Genomic DNA, 17,117 nt, shown 5'->3' with positions numbered 1-17,117 from the left:
CCGCGCGTCCCGCCTCCGGTGCTGAGGTGATGGACGGCCCTGCGCAGTATTGAAAGAATGTTGGACGTGACGATCCTTTCTGCGCAGGAGTTTGTCCTTCCCGCCGCCTCGCTCGGACCTGAGAACCCACTCGCACCGCTCCGGACGCAGCGCGAGCCGCATCACGTCGAGAACCTCGCCGAGGTGCCGGCCGAGCTGCGGGAGAACATCGAGTACGGGCGTCTGCACAGCCCGCTGCCGTGCCTCAACCAGGACGGGTACGACCGCACTCTGGTCGAGACCTCCCTGCCGGCGCTCGTCCTCGAGAACGACCACCTGCGCGCGACCGTTCTACCGGGCCTCGGCGGGCGGTTGTACTCGCTCCTCCACAAGGCCACCGGAGAAGAGCTGCTCTACCGCAACCCGGTGTTCCAGCCGGCGAACCTTGCCCTGCGCAACGCCTGGTTCGCCGGCGGCGTCGAGTGGAACGTCGGCAGCACCGGCCACTGGACCGGAACCTGCGCGCCGATGCACGCGGCCCGTGTCGACGGCCCGGACGGTACGCCGGTCCTCCGGCTGTGGGAGCTCGAACGGACCCGCAACCTCGTCACCCAGCTCGACTTCTGGCTGCCGTCCGACTCCGAGTTCCTGTACGTCGGAGTCCGGCTGCAGAATCCGTCCGACGTCGAGGTCCCGGCGTACTGGTGGTCGAACATCGCGGTCCCGCAGTCGCCCGGGACCCGGGTCCTGGTGCCGGCGGACCAGGCCTGGCGGTTCGGGTACGGGAGCCGGCTCGATCTGATCGACGTGAAGACGGATCTGACCTATCCGATGCGGCATCCGCGCGCAGTCGACTACTTCTTCGAACCGCTTGCCGAGGAGGGCTCGTGGATCGCGTCCCTCGACGACACCGGTGCCGGACTGGTGCAGGCGTCGACCGAGCGGTTGCAGGGGCGGAAGCTGTTCGTCTGGGGGCAGGGCGACGGCGGGCAGCGGTGGCAGGAGTGGTTGTCGCCGGGGCTCGAGGGCGATGGGTACGCCGAGATTCAGGCGGGGCTGGCGCGGACGCAGATGGAGCACCTGAAGATGCCCGCGCGCGCTCAGTGGCACTGGATGGAGGCGTACGGACGTCTCTCGATGGATCCCGGTGCTGCACATTCCCAGGACTGGAAGACGGCGCGGACGGCTGGTGCTGCCGCGTTGGAGCTGGTGCTCGACGGGTTGGCCGGGCGCGAGGCGGCCTGGCTGGGGGCCGTGAACGCGGCGCCGGTAGAGCGGCTCGCGATGGGGTCCGGGTGGGGAGCGTTGGAGTTGGCCCGGACGGGTTGGGAGGTGTCGGCGGGTACACCGTTCGACACCATGACGCCTCGCGAGCAGGCATGGCTGCCGCTCCTCGAGGGGCAGCTGCCGGCGAGCGACGGCGTACCGGATGGGACGTTGGTGGCGTGGCGGGAGCTGCTCGAGGCGGCCGAGGACAACTGGCTGGTCTGGTACCACCGGGGCGTGGCGCGGCACTACTACGGTGATGTCGACGGCGCGGTCGAGGCGTGGCAGCAGTCCGGCGACAACGCCTGGGCGCTGCGCAACCTCGGTGTGGTCACGGGCGACCTCTCGTACTACGAACGCGCGGTCGAGCTGCTGCCCGACCTGGCGCCGTTGGTCGTGGAGGCGGTCTCCGCAGCGCTCGACTCCGACGTCGCGCGGGCGGAACGCATGCTCGAGCACGCTCCGGACGACCCACGCATCCAGCTGCTGCGGGTCAGGCACGCTCTCGAGACGGGCGACCCGGCGGCGGCGCACGAGTTGCTGGCCGCAGGTATCCAGCTGGCCACGGTCCGTGAGGGTGCGAATCCGCTCACCGAATACTGGCTCGCCGCCGAGGAGGCGCTCGGCACGCAGCGGCCCGTACCCCCGCAGTACCAGTTCGGTATGGGCGGAAACTGACAACTTCAGGTCAACTCTACCTCTAGCAACACCGCTCCACCGGGCTCTACCATGATGCTGTAGAAAAGAATTTGTACTTACCTGGAACCAAGTGGAATCCGGTGGCGTCTCACCGGTGTGCGGCAAGGGCCGCGCGAGGCAGGAACGACAACAACGACCGCGTCGCTCGCGGGCGGCGCGTCGGGGGTGAGTGCCATGTTGACGATCGTTGTACTAGGTGGGTTCGGCCTGGTGCTGGTGGTTGCAGCCTTCATCGTGACCGAAGTCCTGGCCGGAATCCGGCGGGACGAACCCACCGGCACAGAGGAAAAGACCGCGGGACGAGTGATCCGGGTGCGTGGCCCGGTCCGCGGCCAACTGCCGAGCGGTGCCCCGGCGATCTACACCGAGGTCATCGTCGAGTACTACACCCGCCGGGGTGAGGGACCGTACGAGGTCGCTCGCAAGTTCCCGGTCGGGAGCAGGATTACTTACGCCAAGGGTGACCGGGTGATCGTCGCGTACGACGTCCGGACTCCCCGCCGGGCCCGGCTGGCCGGCCGGGTCAGCCACTGGCCGGCCCTGGGGCTGCCCACCGCGGCCCGGGCCGCCTGACCGTTCATCCTGCTTGAGCCACCCCCGGCTCAAGCAGGTAGATGAGGGGCGAGCAGGTCGTACAGCACCGGCCGGCCCCGCTCCAGGACGTACTCCGCTTCGTCCGCGGACAGCCGATCGGCCAGATGTGCCAGCGATTCGCCCATCGCGATGCTGAGCGTGACCGCCAGGCGGAAGTCGCGGGAGTCCCGCGCACCGAACCGCGCCGCGAGCAGCTCCGCGAACTCACCGGCGTGCTGATCGTCGAACTCGCCAGGCTTCGATTCCAGCTCCGGATCGCCGAGCCCGCTCAGCACGACCGCCCTGAACCCCGGATCGGTCCGGTGCATCTCCCGGAACGTGTCCAGCGTGACGTCGACCGCCGCCCGCCAGCTCGACACGTCGGCCAGCCGCTCGCTGACCGCCTCGGTGTAGCGGGCCTGGTTCCGCCGCTCGATCGCCTGGATCAGGCTGCGCTTGTCCGGGAAGTACCGGTACACGCTGCCGACCGCGATCTCGGCCCGTTTCGCGATCCCGCTCGTCGACGCCGCGTCGTACCCGCGCTCGACCACCTCGGCACAGGCCGCGTCCAGGATCCGCTCGACCTGCCGGCTGGCCCGGTCCTGGGTCGGCGTACGGCGGAGCGGATACGCCCCCGAAGTCACCATGTCGCTCATTGTCCATCTTCAGGGGGGACAACGTTGCCACCTTCCTGTGACAGATTGCCCTCAATCGCAGTCGACGGAGGGGACGTTTTCGCATGCGCATCAGCAGAACCGCGGTGGCCGGCCTGGCTTCGGTGGCACTCGCCGCGTCCGGGGTCGCCGGTACGGCGGTCACCAAGCACGACTCGCACGGCGGCGACAGCCTGCGGCTGAACCAGATGCAGGTGGTCGGGTCGCACAACTCGTACCACCGGGAGCTCAGCCCGAACGAGCAGAAGGTCCAGCAGCAGCAGAACGCCGGCTCGGTGGATCTGTGGTACTCGCACGCCCCGATCTCCCAGCAGCTGGAGGACCAGAACGTCCGCTCGCTGGAGCTGGACCTGTTCCCGGACCCGCAGGGCGGCCTGTACACCTACCCGCTGATCCGGAAGCTGACCGGCCAGGGACCGCTGACCGACCCGGCGATGGCCAAGCCCGGGATCAAGGTCATGCACATCCCGGACTTCGACTACAACACCAACTGCGACACCTTCGTGGTCTGCCTGCAGCAGGTGAAGACCTGGTCCGACGCGCACCCGAGCCACGTGCCGATCGCGATCAACCTCGAGCTGAAGCAGTCCGACCCGAACGTCGTCGCCGCCGGCGGGGTCGTGGCGCCGCCGTGGGACGCCGGCAACCTGGACAGCGTCGACACCGAGATCCGCTCGGTGTTCAAGGAGAACGAGATCCTCACGCCGGACGACGTACGCAAACCCGGCCTGACCCTCGAGCAGTCCGTGCTGACGAAGGGCTGGCCGAAGCTGAACAACGTCCGCGGCCAGGTGATGTTCTACTTCGACAACGGCGGACCCGGCGAGATCCGCGACACCTACACCGCCGGCAAGCCGAACCTGGAAGGCCGGGCGGTCTTCACCCGCGGGCCGGAGGGCGCTCCGGACGCGGCCGTCACCGAGGTGAACGACCCGCGCGGCGCGAACCAGGCCGGGATCCAGCGGCTGGTACGCAAGGGCTACCTGGTACGGACCCGTTCGGACGAGCCGATGGCGACGATCCGCGACAAGGACTACACCCGGCTCGGGATCGCGCTGGCCAGTGGCGCGCAGTGGGTGACGACGGACTTCCCGGTCGCCGGCATGGCCGCTCGCTACGACAGCGACTTCGTCGCGAAGCTGCCGGGACACACTCCCGTACGATGCAATCCCGTCACCGCAACCGCGAAGACGGCTGTCTCGGAAGGGTGAGCTGAACATGTCGGAGCATGTGGTCGATGTGAGCTGGAGCCGCGGTGAGTACGACTTCGCCTACGACAGCTACAACCGCGACCACGAGTGGCGCTTCGACGGCGGCATCACGGTCCCCGGCTCCGCGAACCCGAAGTACCTGGGGAACCCGGGCCCGGTCGACCCGGAGGAGGCGTTCGTGGCGGCGCTGTCGTCCTGCCACATGCTGACCTTCTTGTCGATCGCGGCCCGCAAGCGCCTGGTGGTGGACGCGTACGACGACCACGCGGTCGGCGTGATGGCCCCGAACGCGGCCGGCCGGCTGGCGATCACCGAAGTGACGCTGCACCCGAAGATCGTCTGGGGCGGCGACACCCCGGACGCGGCGACGATCGAGAAGATCCACCACCTGTCCCACCAGGAATGCTTCATCGCAAACTCGGTAACCACCAAGATCACCGTCGCCTGACAAAAACCACCCGCCGGACCGGCCTGAGCCTCGCGCAAACGGCGTCAGGACGGTCGGCGGGTGGTTTTGGGTGCACCTCTGTGGTGGTGCACCGGAAACGGATCCGGCGGCGCCTCGCACTGGGCGCCTCTGCGTTGGTGCGACTTCCGTGCGGTCCAGCTCGGTGGGCAGGACCGTTCGGCGCGCCGCCGGGATCCGTTCGTCCGGTTCGCGCCTTACTGCTCGGCGGCGGCGTCGCTCCGGTCGTCGGTGGTCTGCTCGTCGACCGCCAGCAGGTCCTCGAGCTCACGGACCTGCTCGTTGGCCATCGTGGTCATCAGTCGGTGGATCGTCATGCCAGTGAGACGCACCAGGTGCGCAGGTATGACGGGAATCCGCGATGTGACCTGGACCACGTAGGAGGCGGCTACTTCTCGTCGAGCCCGTCCAGGCGCAGCGGGACGAGCTTGCGGGCGTCGTCGTACGACGTGCCGGTGAGCTCGAGCAGGTCGACGATCGTGGACCGGAGCTGACCGAGGACGACGACCGCGGACAGGCCGCTCGGGAGCGGCATCACCGCGGTCCGGCGGCCGAGCTCGCCCAGGACGCGGTGCGCCGCGACGTCGGCGGCCGGCTCGAAGAGGGACTCGCCGATCAGCCGGGTGCCGTCGGCGAGGCGCTCGAGCAGCATCGGGTACTCCGCGGGCATGGCTTCGTCCCGCCAGACGGAGACGGCGCATCGCCGTACCAGGACCCGGATGTTCCGGATCGCGCGATCCAGCGGTACGACGAGATCGGCGATCTCCTGGACGCGGCCGCGGTGCCGGCGCCGGAACGGGGACAGCCGGACGACGGCGACCCCCTCGTCGGCGGCGCTGCGCAGGTCGTCGAGCCGGGACTCGCTCGCCCGGGCGCGGCGCAGCGCATCGGTGACGGCGTCCTCGTCACGGGCGCGGAGGCCGTCCGCGGTCTCGATCAGGATCTCGGCCAGCTCACTCAGTACGCCGGCAGCCTGTTGCCGCGGTCGCCTGATCGCGGCGGCCGGGGCGATCGTGGCAGCGGCCAGCGCGACGAGGCCGCCGAGGACCGCGTCGAGCCAGCGGCTGAACCCGGCGCCCGGGTTCGGCAGCAGGGTGGTGACGATCGCGGCCTGGACGCCGGCCTGCGTAGTCATCAGATTGCCCGCGCCAAGCAGCACGGCGACGCTCATCGCGAGCGCGATCACGAAGACGATCTGCACCACGCCGGTGCCGAACACGCGGACGAACAGGTCGCCGACGCCGACTCCGACCGCCACGCCGACCATCAGCTCGGCCACCCGCCGCAGCCGCTGGCCGAAGCTGAATCCGAGGCACACCATCGCCGCGACCGGCGCGAAGAAGGGCGCCTTGTGGCCGAGGACGTACCGGCCGAGCGCCCAGGCGACTCCGGCAGCGAGCGCGCACTGGGCGATGAAGAAGGCCCTGCTGCGCCAGCGTTCGATCCGCCGGTCGATCGAGGCCCGCGACCGCTGGGCGGCCCGCGGCGCGATATCGTCGCGCAGCTCCCGCAACTGGTCCAACGTCAGCCTGACCGGATCCACCTGCCCCATTCTGCGTCGAGCTTGATTCCACGGCCCGCGACGCGCCAAGGTTGGGCCATGAGTGACAACAACCGTGAGGACTACGGCAGCTACTCCGTAGACGACGAGGATCAGCTGCAGAAGGAGGACACCCTGAACGACCGGGGTGTCGACGATCTGCTCGACGAGGGGTACTCGCCGCCGGAGAAGTGGTCCGCGGGCGAAGGATTCGGTACGACCGCCGACGAGGCGCTGCAGGGCGAGACGCTGGACCAGCGGCTCACCCAGGAGGTCCCGGACTCCGACCCGTACGCCGAGGACGGCGAGGAGGTCGGCGGCCCCGAGGTCGGCGTACGGCGCTCCGGCCGCCTGGTCGCCACCGACGAGGGCTCGCGCGGTGACGACGACGATGAGCTGTTCGCCGAGGACGTCGGCATCGACGGCGCCGCCGCCGGAGCCGAGGAGGCAGCCGTCCACGTCGTCGACGACGAGGACAACTTCGAACTCGACGACGACGACGAAGAAAACCTCGAGTCCTACCGCAACGTCGACCTGGGCGACGTCGGCGACTCCGAGGACTGAGTTCCGCCGGCGGGTTATTTCACCGATGACGGCGTACTACGTGCCATCGACGACATAACCCGCCAGTGAGCTAGCGCCGGGTGACGCTGACCACCGAGCCGTGGCGGGGGACGAGGGTGACGTTCTTGGCCTGGGGTGGTTCGGGCTTGGGGTGCGGGGCCTGGAAGTTGTAGGCGGTCAGGGCCGCGCGGAGGATCTCGGTGCCTTCCATCAGGGAGAAGCCCGCGCCGATGCAGCGGCGGGCGCCGCCGCCGAAGGGCATCCAGGTGCCGGGCGCCGGCGGATCGTCGGACAGGAACCGTTGCGGCCGGAAGTCCATCGGCATCGGGAAGTGCTCGCCGTCGCGGTGGACCAGTCCGATCGCGGCCATGATCGTCGTACCGCGAGGCAGGCGGTAGCCGGCGATGTCGGTGGTCTCGGTGAGCCGGCGGCCGACCTGGTACACGACCGGATGGAGCCGCAGCGCCTCCTTGACGATCGCTTCCAGTTCGTTGTCCGCGCCGGCATCCGCGGCCCGCTGCCCGAACGCGAGGTCCTCGGGCCGCCGCGCCAGCTCGTGGAACGCCCACGCCAGCGCCGTCGCCGTCGTCTCGTGGCCGGCCAGCAGCAACGTCACCAGCTGATCCCGAAGCTCGACGTCGGACCAGTTGCCCGCGGCAAGCAGACGCGAGAGTACGTCGTTGCGCCCGGCAAACGTCTCGCGGCGCTTGGCGATCTCGTCGGACAGGATCTCGTCGACCTTGCGCTGCGTGTCCAGGTAGGTCTTCCACGGCCGGACCCGCAGCAGCGGCGGGTAGAAGCCGCCCAGCATGATGACGGGCGACACCGACACGATCTTGTCCAGCAGCGGGCGCAGCGTGTTGAGCCGGTCGATGTCGGTGACCCCGAAGATCACCTGCAGGATGATCTCGAGCGTCAGGTTCCGCATCCGTTGGTGCACCTTGAACGGCTTGTCCACCGGCCACTTCGCGACCTCGGCCCGGGCGAGCTCCAGCACCATCGCGGCGTACCCGCGCAGCGCGGCGCCGGAGAACGCCGGCATCAGCTGCTTGCGCATCCGGACGTGGTCCTCGTCGTCGAGCAGCAGCAACGAGTGCGAGCCCATGATCGGCTCGAGCACCGTGTTCCCCTCGCCGGCGTGCATCACCGCGGGCGGGCTGCCGAACACCTCGCGGATGTGGTCCGGGCGGCTCAGTACGACGCAGACGCGGCTCGACGGCACCAGGCGGATCGTGAACACGTCGCCGTACTTCGCCCGCATCCGCGGGAAGAACGTCCGGCGGTGACTCGCGAACAGCACGGTCTGGACCAGCGTCGGGAGTTTCGGACCGGGTGGCAGCGTGCGCCTGGTCTGCCGGTCGAGGGTCCGGGAACCGAGCAAGGGTGTCGGAGCCATGACTTCACGCTACGTCAGGCGGGTGAACAGTCGCCGATCACTGGGCGTCGAACGCGACAAGGGCTGCGACGATCCGGGGCAGCTGGTCGTCGCGGACCGGATCGAGCCCGGTCAACCGGCCGACCTGCCGGAGGCGATAGTCGACGGTGTTCGCGTGGACGTGCAGGTCGGCGGCGGTCTGCCGGCGGTTGCGCGCATTGCCCAGGTAGGACCTGAGGGTCGCCATCAGGACGTCCCTGTCCGCCAACGGCATGAGCATCTCTGCCAGGCGATCGCGCGCCGGACCTGGTCGGCCCAGCTGGTACTCGAGCAACAGATCGTCCAGCTCGTAGACACCGGGCGGTCTGGCATGGACCCGCACGACGTCCAGCAGGTCACGTACCAAGGCCACTCCGGCGGGAACCTCGCCTGGTACGACGCTCGTGGTGGCGAGGGTGATGTCGACACCGGCGGCCCGGCTCAGCCTGTCCCGGAGCCCGCCGAGCTCGATCGAATGCGGTCCAGGGAGCAAGGCGATTCCGCCGTCGGGACCCAGGCCGGACATGCTGCCGGGGATGCGGTCCAGCTCCACCCGGATCCGCCGGAGCTTGCGGCGGGCAACAATCGCGCTGTCCACGCCGGGCCGGCTCTCGTCCGGGTGGGACCCGGCCGTCAGGCCGAGGACGACGTACTGCGCCGGCAACCGCAGGCCTCGCCCGGCGGACTCGTCGACGGGGCGGCCCTCGAGGAGCGCCGCGAAGACGGACTGCCGGCTCGCCTGGTCCTCGCCGACGATCGATTGCCGCTCCTCGAAGTAGCTGGCCGACACCACCGCGGTCACCCGTTGGAGGAAGTCCAGGATCAGCCTGTTGAGCGCGATCGCATCACCGAGCTCGTCCGGCTGGAATCTGGCCGCGACGTGATCCGCGCAGACCCTGCCGCCGAGGTGGTACGCCGCGAGGAGCGCCTCCAGCGGGACGCCCTCCTCGGCGCGACGGGTGGCCGACTCCCGCAGCGGGTCGAGCGCTTCGCCGGTCGGTACGACGCCGGTGCGGAACGTCTCGGCGAACGCACGCAAGGTCCGCTCGGTGATCCGGCGGATGTCGCCCTGCAGTTCCTCGTCGGGGAGCTGGGCGTAGAGCGGGATGTCCGCCACCAGCCGGCGCAGTACGTCGTCGACCAGCCGGCCGAGATCGGTGCGCAGGATCTCGTGCACGGGTACGCCGCCGGCGCGCAGCTCGTTGTGATCTGTCACAACGATCACCCCTCGAAGTCTGGGTCTCGCCCTAGCGACCGGCGGGCGCTTTGGGGTCGAACATTACTACCCAAGGGTAGTGAACGATCCGCGACGAAGGGTGATGGCGATGAGGCGAACAGGTCTGCTGGCGGTCGGCGTACTGCTGGCCGGGCTCGTGACCGGTCCGGCGGTGGCGCGGGCCGACGGTCCGCTCGAGTACGTCGCGCTCGGCGACTCGTCGGCTGCCGGGCCGCTGATCCCGCCGCAGGTCGACCTGCCGTGTCTGCGGTCGGGACTCAACTATCCGCACGTCGCGGCGCAGCAGTTGGGCGCGCAGTTGAAGGACGTGACCTGCTCGGGGGCGGTCATCCCGGACTTCAGCGGGAACCAGTTCGGGTTCGAGGCCCCCGCAGTACGACGCTCTGAAGCCGACGACCGATCTGGTGACGGTCGCCATCGGAGGGAACGACACCGGACTCGTGGCCGCGGCGCTGAGCTGCATCAACCTGCTGCCACCGCCCGCAGGAGCCTCGTGCAAGGCCCGCTTCACCGCCGGCGGTCAGGACCAACTCGCGGCCCGCATCGCCGCGACGGCGGCGCCCTTCGGCCAGGCCCTGGACCGGATCCGCCAACTCGCGCCGAACGCCCGCATCCTTGTCACCGGCTACGGCACCTACGTCCGACCGAACGGGTGCTACCCGGTCATCCCGGTCTGGCCCGTGGACGCCAACTACCTCCAGGCGACCATCGACCGCCTGAACAACATGCTCGCGACCGAGGCCGCCGCCCACGGAGCCCACTACGTCGACCTCCGGACCCCCAGCATCAACCACGACGCCTGCGCCCCCATCAGCCAACGGTGGCTCGAAGGCCTGGTCCCCACCTCAGCGGCCGCCCCGCTACACCCCAGCGCCAAAGGCATGGCAGCCTTCGCCCAACTGGTTGCCGCCGCAGCCCACTGACCTGCAAAACCGAAGGCCCGCCTGTCTGGTCGACGGGCGGGCCTTCGGGGGTGGGGGAATCAGGAACGCTTGAAGCGCAGCGTCAGGATCTGGAAGGGGCGGAGGTCGAGGGCGACTCCGGCTTCGGTCAGGTCCCGGTCGGCGAGGTGGCGTTCGAGGAGGTCCACCTCGGTGGCGGACGCCGCCTGGAAGGACGGGGTGATGGTGGCGCGCGAGCGGCCGCCGGTGGATTCGTAGAGGCGGACGATCACGTCGCCGGACTGGTCATCGGCGAGCTTCAGCGCCTCGACGATCACACTGTCGTTGTCCAGGGCAACGATCGGCTCGACGCCGTCGGTGCCGCTGACAACGCGCTCGGGGAGGTTGATCGCGTAGCCCTCCTCGATCGCCTCCGGGATCCCCGCGCCGACGACGAGCGCGTGGTTCACGACGTGCACGCCCTGATCGGTCTTCGGGTCGGGGAAGCGCGGCGCACGGATCAGCGACGTCCGGATCGTGGTCGTCGTGCCACCGTCCGCACGCGCGGTGCGGTTGATGTCATGGCCGTACGTCGAGTCGTTGACCACGGCAACGCCGTACCCGGGCTCGCCGACGTGCACCCAGCGGTGCGCCGCGATCTCGAACTTCGCCGCGTCCCAGGAGGTGTTCTGGTGGGTCGGCCGGAAGATGTGCCCGAACTGCGTCTCCGACGCCGACCGGTCCGCGTGCACGTCGACCGGGTACGCCGCCTTCAGGAACTTCTCGGTCTCGTGCCAGTCCATCTCGGTCTCGATGTCGACCCGCTTGGTGCCCGGGCGGACCCGCAGCGTCTGGGTGACGGTGGACCGGCCGAACGAGCGATTCACGACGACGACGGCCTCGTCGTCGGCGGTGCTGAAGTCGACGCTGTCGACCTCGGTCACATCGCGGACGTTGTTCTTGTAGAACGAGTCGACGTCCCACGCGTCCCAGTGGTTCGGGGTGTCCACGTGCAGCTGGAGAAGGTTGCCCACGGCACCGGGTGCGATGACCTCGCGGTCCGCCTCGACGTCGTACAGCGAGGTGATCAGACCGCGCTCGTCGATCGTGACCCGGATCAGGCCGTTGTCGATCACGCCGTTCTCGACGGTGACCGCCCGGCCCGCGGTGGTGGCGACGCCCGCGCCGAGGCCGGCGACGCCGTGGCGGCCGTGTGGCGCGGCGTTGAAGACGATCTGCTCGTCACCCTGGCCGGCCAAAGCCTGCTGCGCGCGGGAGATGATCGCGTCCAGTTCGTCGGCGATCTTCGCGTAGGTCCGCTCGGCCTCGCGGTGCACCCACGAGATCGACGACCCCGGCAGGATGTCGTGGAACTGGTGCAGCAGCGCCACCTTCCACAACCGGTCCAGGTCCTCGTACGGGTAGGTGTCGAGCTTGCCCGCGACGACGGCCGCGGTGGACCACAGCTCGGCCTCGCGGAGCAGGTGCTCGGTACGCCGGTTGCCCTGCTTGGTCTTGGCCTGCGAGGTGTACGTCGCCCGGTGGATCTCCAGGTAGAGCTCTCCGGACCAGACCGGCGCGTGCTCGCTGTACTCCTCCTCGGCCGCGGCGAAGAACTCGGTCGGGGACTCGATCGTCACCTTCGGCGAGGACTCCAGGTCCGCCACCCGGCGCGCGGTCGCGACGAACTCACGGGTGGGGCCGCCACCGCCGTCGCCGTACCCGAACGGAACCAGCGAGCGGGTCGCGGCGCCGTTCTCCTGGAAGTTCCGCTGCGCGTGCGCGAGCTCGCGCCCGGACAGGTCGGAGTTGTAGGTGTCGATCGGCGGGAAGTGGGTGAAGACCCGGGACCCGTCCAGGCCCTCCCACCAGAAGGTGTGGTGCGGGAACTTGTTCTCCTTGTTCCAGGAGATCTTCTGGGTCAGGAACCACTTCGAGCCGGACAGCTTCACCAGCTGCGGCAGCGCCGCGGTGTAGCCGAACGAGTCCGGCAGCCAGACCTCCTGGGTGTCGATGCCGTACTCGTCCAGGAAGAACCGCTTGCCGTGCACGAACTGCCGGGCCAGCGCCTCGCCGCCGGGCAGGTTGGTGTCGGACTCGACCCACATGCCGCCGACCGGAACGATGGTGCCCTCGGCAACGGCCTTCTTCAGCCGCTCCCACACCTCCGGGTAGTTGTCCTTGACCCACGCGTGCTGCTGGGCCTGCGAGAACGCGAAGACCAGCTCCGGGTACTCCTCGGCGAGGGTGGCGACGTTCGAGACCGTCCGGGCCACCTTGCGCCGAGTCTCGCGCAGCGGCCAGAGCCACGCGGAGTCGATGTGTGCGTGCCCGACAGCGGACAGCTGGTGCGCGCTCGCGTGCGCCGGCCGGCTGAGTACGTCGGTCAGCTGGGCGCGGGCGTCCGCGGCGGTGCCGGCGACGTCCTCGTAGTCCAGGACGTCCAGCGCCCGGCTCAGCGCGCGCAGGATCTCGCGCCGGCGGGGCTCCTGGGCGGACAGTTCCTTCTGCAGGCTGTCCAGCGCCTCGAGGTCGAGGATCAGGTCCCACACCTCGGCGTTGAACACGGCCAGGTCGGCGCGGGCGAGCTGGTAGATCGGGTGGTCGCCGAGCTTGGCGCCGATGTCGACCTTCGCGTAGGCGTTGTCGAGCGGGATCTCCGGGTTGGCGGCGCCCTCGACGTAGAACTCGATGCGGTCGCCGGCCGAGGCCGCCGTACCGTCGGGGCCGAGGATCGACAGCGGAGCATAGGTCTGCCGCGGGTGCAGGCCCTTCAGTGGCTTGCCGGAGGTGGTGTGCACCAGGCCCTCGGCGGAGAACCCGGGGCCGCCGCTGAAGCCGAGGTCGATGACTGCCTCGATCTCGCTGCCGGCCCATTCGGCCGGTACCTGGCCGCTGAACTTGAACCACGCGGTACCCCAGGCCGGACCCCACGGCAGGCCGAGCTCGGCCTTCTCGTAGGTCTGCGCCAGCGCTTCGGCGGGGGACACGGGCTCACCGGGTGCGTGCCACACCTCGATGTCCAGCGGGACCGCCGCGCCGTAGATCGCGGGGCGGAGCCGCTCCCGCAGGGCGCGCCTGAGCCGCTCCTCGATGAGTTGACGGTCGTCGTGCACGAAATCAGCCTCCGGGGAAGGATCCTCACGCGGCCGCGACGGCCGCACGGATGACAACGCTGTCACACCTACCCCTGGCCCGTCCAGACGCAGTTCCGCACAGCTTTGTGCGATTACCTGTCGGTAGCGGTTCGGTTGCGGCCGCGCACACGGCTACCCCGGAGGCCCGGTTGTTGTCTAGGTTGTCTGCATGGATCGCCCCCGCCTGCTGACCCCTGCCCGGCCGACTGGGATGACTCGACGCAGTGTGCTCGGCCTCGGTGCCGCCGCCGCGTCGGCGCTGGTCGTGCCCGGCTGCTCGCGCGGCCGCGCGGACGAGCCCGCGCCCGCCGCGGCAGGAACGTTCGTGACCGGCAACCCCGGCGGCGTCTACAACGTCTTCGGTACGGCGCTCAGCTCGCTCGTCAGCGAGGTCACCGGCATGGAGCTGAAGCCGCTGGTGAGCGACGGGTCGGTGGACAACCTGATGAAGGTCTCCAGCGGCCACGCCGACCTCGGTTTCTGTACGTCGGACTCGGCGCTCGCGGCGTACGAGGGCACCGGTGAGTTCAAGGGCCCGCTGCGGTTCACCGCGCTGGCCCGGGTGTACGACAACTACGTGCACGTGGTCGTGCCGATGGCCTCGAAGGCCAAGGAGCTGACCGACCTGAATCCGGCCAAGAACGCCCCCAACCAGAAGATGGTCGTCAGCGTCGGGCCGAAGAACTCCGGGACACAGGTCATCGCCGACATGATCCTGAACGTCGCGGGCGTCGACGTGAAGCGCGTGAACATGACGCTGGAGCAATCGGTCGCCGCACTGGTGCCGCAGAACGGCGCCAAGCGGGGCGCGATCGACGCGTTCATCTGGAGCGGCGGCGTACCGACTGCGCCGATCGCGGCGCTGCAGGCCACCCTCGGCTTCCGGCTGCTGAACATCGGCAAGGTGGCCGAGACGATCGCGCTGCAGGAGTTCGGCGGCTTCGTGGTCTCCTCGATCCCGCCCTCGCAGTACGGACTGGCCAGTTCGGTGCCGACGCTGTCGGTTCCGAACTACCTGATCGCCAGGCCGAACCTGTCCGACTCGTGGGCCTGGTGGACGGTCAACACCTTGTTCCGCCGCCAGAACGACCTGATCAAGGATCACCCGGAGGCCGGCGCCCTCGACCCCCGCTCGGCGATCTCCACCATGCCGGTCCCCCTCCATCCCGCCGCCGAACGCTGGTACCGGCAGAACCACATCTGAGCCACCCCCGGGGACCCCGGTCCCCGTCCGGTCGCGGGAGGGGTTATCCCCTGGTGTTGGGGGTTGCCTGCTGTTGTAAGACGGGAGAACCCACAAGAGGAGCGGATAACCCCGACGTCGGGCGTCGTGTCACACGTCGTAGTCGTCGATCAGCGGGACGCGGACCTCGATCACCAGGCCGCCGCCGATCGGCGGGCGGGCGACCACGCGGCCGCCGACCCGGGCCGCCTCGGAGCGGACGATCGCCAGGCCGAGTCCGGTGCCGGGCATCTCCCGGTGGTGCGCGCTGCGCCAGAACCGCTCGCCGACCTTCTTCAGGTCCCGCGAGCCGAGCCCCAGGCCGTGGTCGCGGACCGACATCACCACCTCGGTGCCGTCCCGGGTGACCGAGACCTCGACCGGCGGAGCGCCGTACTTGGAGGCGTTGTCGAGCAGTACGTCGAGGATGTCGTCGACCTCGAGCTCCGGCGCGACCCCGCCCGGAACCATCTCGCCGACGATCAGCTCCATATCATCGGCGGCGTACACGGCCTTCCAGCCGACCAGCCGCTCCTTCACCGCCTGGGCCAGGTCCAGCGGCTCTTCGTTGCCCTCGGCATCGGCCGCCGAGGGGCGGTCGGAGCCGGCCAGGCGGGACAGCCGCTGGACGATCCGGCCGAGCCGGTCGATGTCGCTGAGCGCGAACCGGGCCGTCGGCGACAGCCGGGACAGGCCCTCGATGTGGATCCGGGCCGACGTCAGCGGCGTCCGCAGCTGGTGCGACGCGTCCGCGACGAACTCACGCTCACGCTGGCGGGCCTGGTGCAGGCTCAGCGCCATCGAGTTGAAGCTGTCGCCGAGACGGCGTAGCTCGGGTGCGCGACCGTCGGTCGAGACCCTGGTGTCGAGCGCGCCGCGGGTGATCTGGTGGGTCGCGTTGTCGAGGTCCTGCAGCGGCCGCAGCACCCAGCGGGTGATCGGCCGGACGATGCCGACGATGATCGCGCCGATGCTGATCAGCAGGCCGCCCAGGAGCAGCAGCAGGCCACTCTGCACCTGGTCGCGGGCGCTCGCGGTCGGCACCCGCAGTACGGCGGCGCCGAGGACGCTGCCGTTGTTGACGACCGGACGGGACACGATCATCTCGCCGGAGCGCCACGGCCACAGCGGAGGCGGCTCGGCGGGCAGGCGGCCGGCCAGCGTGCTGTGCAGCGCGGTCGCGATGTCGGGCTCCGTCACGTCCACACCGGACACGGAGGTGGCGATGACGCGGGAGTCGACGTCGACGACGAAGACTGGCGTGTTGTACAGCTCCTGGTACCGGACTGCCAGTTCACGCAGGTTCGCGATGTCGCCGGTCTGCAGCGGGGACTCCGCCATGGTGGCGAACCAGTCCGCGTCGTTGCTCCGGGACAGGAAGAGCGTGCGCGACGTACTGGTGGCGATGAAGTTCGCCAACGGGATCACGGCGACGATCGCCAGGGCGACGACCATCGGGACGAGGGACTGCAGTAGTCGACGGCGCAACGGTCAGTCCGAACCCAGTCGGTAGCCCACGCCGCGGATGGTCTGCACCAGTTCGGGCCGACCGAGCTTCGCGCGCAGGCTCGCCACGTGCACGTCCATGGTCCGCGACGACGCCTCGAAGACCGACTGCCAGGCGTACAGCGCGACCTGTTCACGGGGGACCACCCGGCCGTGGTGAGCGGCCAGCACTGCTAGCACGTCGAACTCCTTGCGGGTCAGGCTGATGGGCTTGTCCGCCACCTGAACGGTCCGGGCCTCGATGTCCACGGTCAGGTCGCCGACGGTCACCCGCGGGCGGGGCTGCAAAAGGCCGGTACGACGAAGTACAGCATCGATGCGGGCCAGCAGCTCGGAAATGGCGAACGGTTTGACCACATAGTCGTCGGCGCCGCTGCGCAACCCGCGCACCCGGTCCGCGGCCTCGCCGCGCGCCGTCACCGCGATCACCGGCACATCGGACACCGTGCGGATCTGCCGGCAGACGTTGATGCCGTCCCCGTCCGGCAGTCCCAGGTCCAGCAGGACCAGGTCGCCAGGATCCGCCGCCAGCGCGTCGGCCGCGGTGCGGACGTGCGTGACCATCAGGCCGTAGCGCCGCAAAGCGGGTATCAGGGCATTGGCGATATCGAGATCGTCCTCGACCAGCAGAATCCGGACCGCGCCACTCATGCGGTGATCGTAGGCCAGGTCACGGTCTGATGTGTCAGATCTTGGTAAAGACGTAATCACGCGACTCCATGCAGTGTTCGGCAACATTAGCCTTCCG

13 protein-coding genes and 1 pseudogene are annotated in these 17,117 nt (G+C 69.6%); 7 read left to right on the top strand and 7 right to left on the bottom strand.

Annotated elements, in window-relative coordinates:
- The first annotated feature begins 57 nt into the window (after positions 1-57).
- On the top strand, positions 58-1,923 hold the full coding sequence (locus ACIA58_RS32890) for a DUF5107 domain-containing protein (RefSeq protein ID WP_396407700.1): 1,866 nt from the start codon (positions 58-60) through the stop codon (positions 1,921-1,923).
- A 195-nt stretch (positions 1,924-2,118) separates the two neighbouring features.
- A complete protein-coding gene (locus tag ACIA58_RS32885; protein ID WP_396407699.1) occupies positions 2,119-2,517 on the top strand; it encodes a DUF3592 domain-containing protein in 399 nt (132 codons plus the stop codon).
- A gap of 29 nt (positions 2,518-2,546) precedes the next feature.
- On the opposite strand, the gene ACIA58_RS32880 is transcribed toward ACIA58_RS32885, so the two are convergent.
- Complete coding sequence (locus tag ACIA58_RS32880; protein ID WP_396407698.1) at positions 2,547-3,164, bottom strand: TetR/AcrR family transcriptional regulator; 618 nt, start codon at positions 3,162-3,164, stop codon at positions 2,547-2,549.
- 92 nt (positions 3,165-3,256) lie between these two features.
- Here ACIA58_RS32880 and ACIA58_RS32875 point away from each other — a divergent pair, with 92 nt between their 5' ends.
- Together ACIA58_RS32875 and ACIA58_RS32870 are read left to right on the top strand one after the other, a co-directional pair.
- Positions 3,257-4,402, top strand: coding sequence for a phosphatidylinositol-specific phospholipase C1-like protein (locus ACIA58_RS32875; RefSeq protein ID WP_396407697.1), 1,146 nt, complete (start codon positions 3,257-3,259; stop codon positions 4,400-4,402).
- A gap of 7 nt (positions 4,403-4,409) precedes the next feature.
- Complete coding sequence (locus ACIA58_RS32870; protein WP_396407696.1) at positions 4,410-4,850, top strand: OsmC family protein; 441 nt, start codon at positions 4,410-4,412, stop codon at positions 4,848-4,850.
- A 406-nt stretch (positions 4,851-5,256) separates the two neighbouring features.
- Here ACIA58_RS32870 and ACIA58_RS32865 read toward each other — a convergent pair whose 3' ends face one another.
- Complete coding sequence (locus tag ACIA58_RS32865; protein ID WP_396407695.1) at positions 5,257-6,420, bottom strand: aromatic acid exporter family protein; 1,164 nt, start codon at positions 6,418-6,420, stop codon at positions 5,257-5,259.
- Between the two features lie 48 nt (positions 6,421-6,468).
- Between ACIA58_RS32865 and ACIA58_RS32860 the strand changes: the two genes are divergently transcribed.
- Positions 6,469-6,972, top strand: coding sequence for a DUF5709 domain-containing protein (locus tag ACIA58_RS32860; RefSeq protein WP_396407694.1), 504 nt, complete (start codon positions 6,469-6,471; stop codon positions 6,970-6,972).
- Between the two features lie 70 nt (positions 6,973-7,042).
- On the opposite strand, the gene ACIA58_RS32855 is transcribed toward ACIA58_RS32860, so the two are convergent.
- Together ACIA58_RS32855 and ACIA58_RS32850 are read right to left on the bottom strand one after the other, a co-directional pair.
- Complete coding sequence (locus ACIA58_RS32855) at positions 7,043-8,368, bottom strand: cytochrome P450 (protein WP_396407693.1); 1,326 nt, start codon at positions 8,366-8,368, stop codon at positions 7,043-7,045.
- A 37-nt stretch (positions 8,369-8,405) separates the two neighbouring features.
- Positions 8,406-9,611, bottom strand: coding sequence for a PucR family transcriptional regulator (locus ACIA58_RS32850; RefSeq protein WP_396407692.1), 1,206 nt, complete (start codon positions 9,609-9,611; stop codon positions 8,406-8,408).
- Positions 9,612-10,003: 392 nt separating this feature from the next.
- Here ACIA58_RS32850 and ACIA58_RS32845 point away from each other — a divergent pair.
- Positions 10,004-10,546, top strand: a pseudogene (locus ACIA58_RS32845) (SGNH/GDSL hydrolase family protein); the annotation flags it as partial.
- Between the two features lie 59 nt (positions 10,547-10,605).
- On the opposite strand, the gene ACIA58_RS32840 reads toward ACIA58_RS32845, so the two are convergent.
- A complete protein-coding gene (locus ACIA58_RS32840; RefSeq protein ID WP_396407691.1) occupies positions 10,606-13,620 on the bottom strand; it encodes an alpha-mannosidase in 3,015 nt (1,004 codons plus the stop codon).
- Between the two features lie 190 nt (positions 13,621-13,810).
- On the opposite strand from ACIA58_RS32840, the gene ACIA58_RS32835 reads away from it, so the two are divergent.
- Complete coding sequence (locus ACIA58_RS32835) at positions 13,811-14,845, top strand: TAXI family TRAP transporter solute-binding subunit (protein ID WP_396407690.1); 1,035 nt, start codon at positions 13,811-13,813, stop codon at positions 14,843-14,845.
- Between the two features lie 129 nt (positions 14,846-14,974).
- On the opposite strand, the gene ACIA58_RS32830 is transcribed toward ACIA58_RS32835, so the two are convergent.
- Positions 14,975-16,318, bottom strand: coding sequence for a sensor histidine kinase (locus ACIA58_RS32830; RefSeq protein ID WP_396407689.1), 1,344 nt, complete (start codon positions 16,316-16,318; stop codon positions 14,975-14,977).
- 36 nt (positions 16,319-16,354) lie between these two features.
- Positions 16,355-17,020 carry a response regulator transcription factor gene (locus tag ACIA58_RS32825; protein ID WP_012918592.1) on the bottom strand — a complete coding sequence of 222 codons (666 nt, stop codon included), beginning with the start codon at positions 17,018-17,020 and terminating at the stop codon, positions 16,355-16,357.
- Between the last annotated feature and the right edge of the window lie 97 nt (positions 17,021-17,117).

This window comes from Kribbella sp. NPDC051586, from assembly GCF_044453965.1.
GTDB lineage: Bacteria > Actinomycetota > Actinomycetes > Propionibacteriales > Kribbellaceae > Kribbella.
This window is presented reverse-complemented; position numbering and strand designations above follow the sequence as displayed.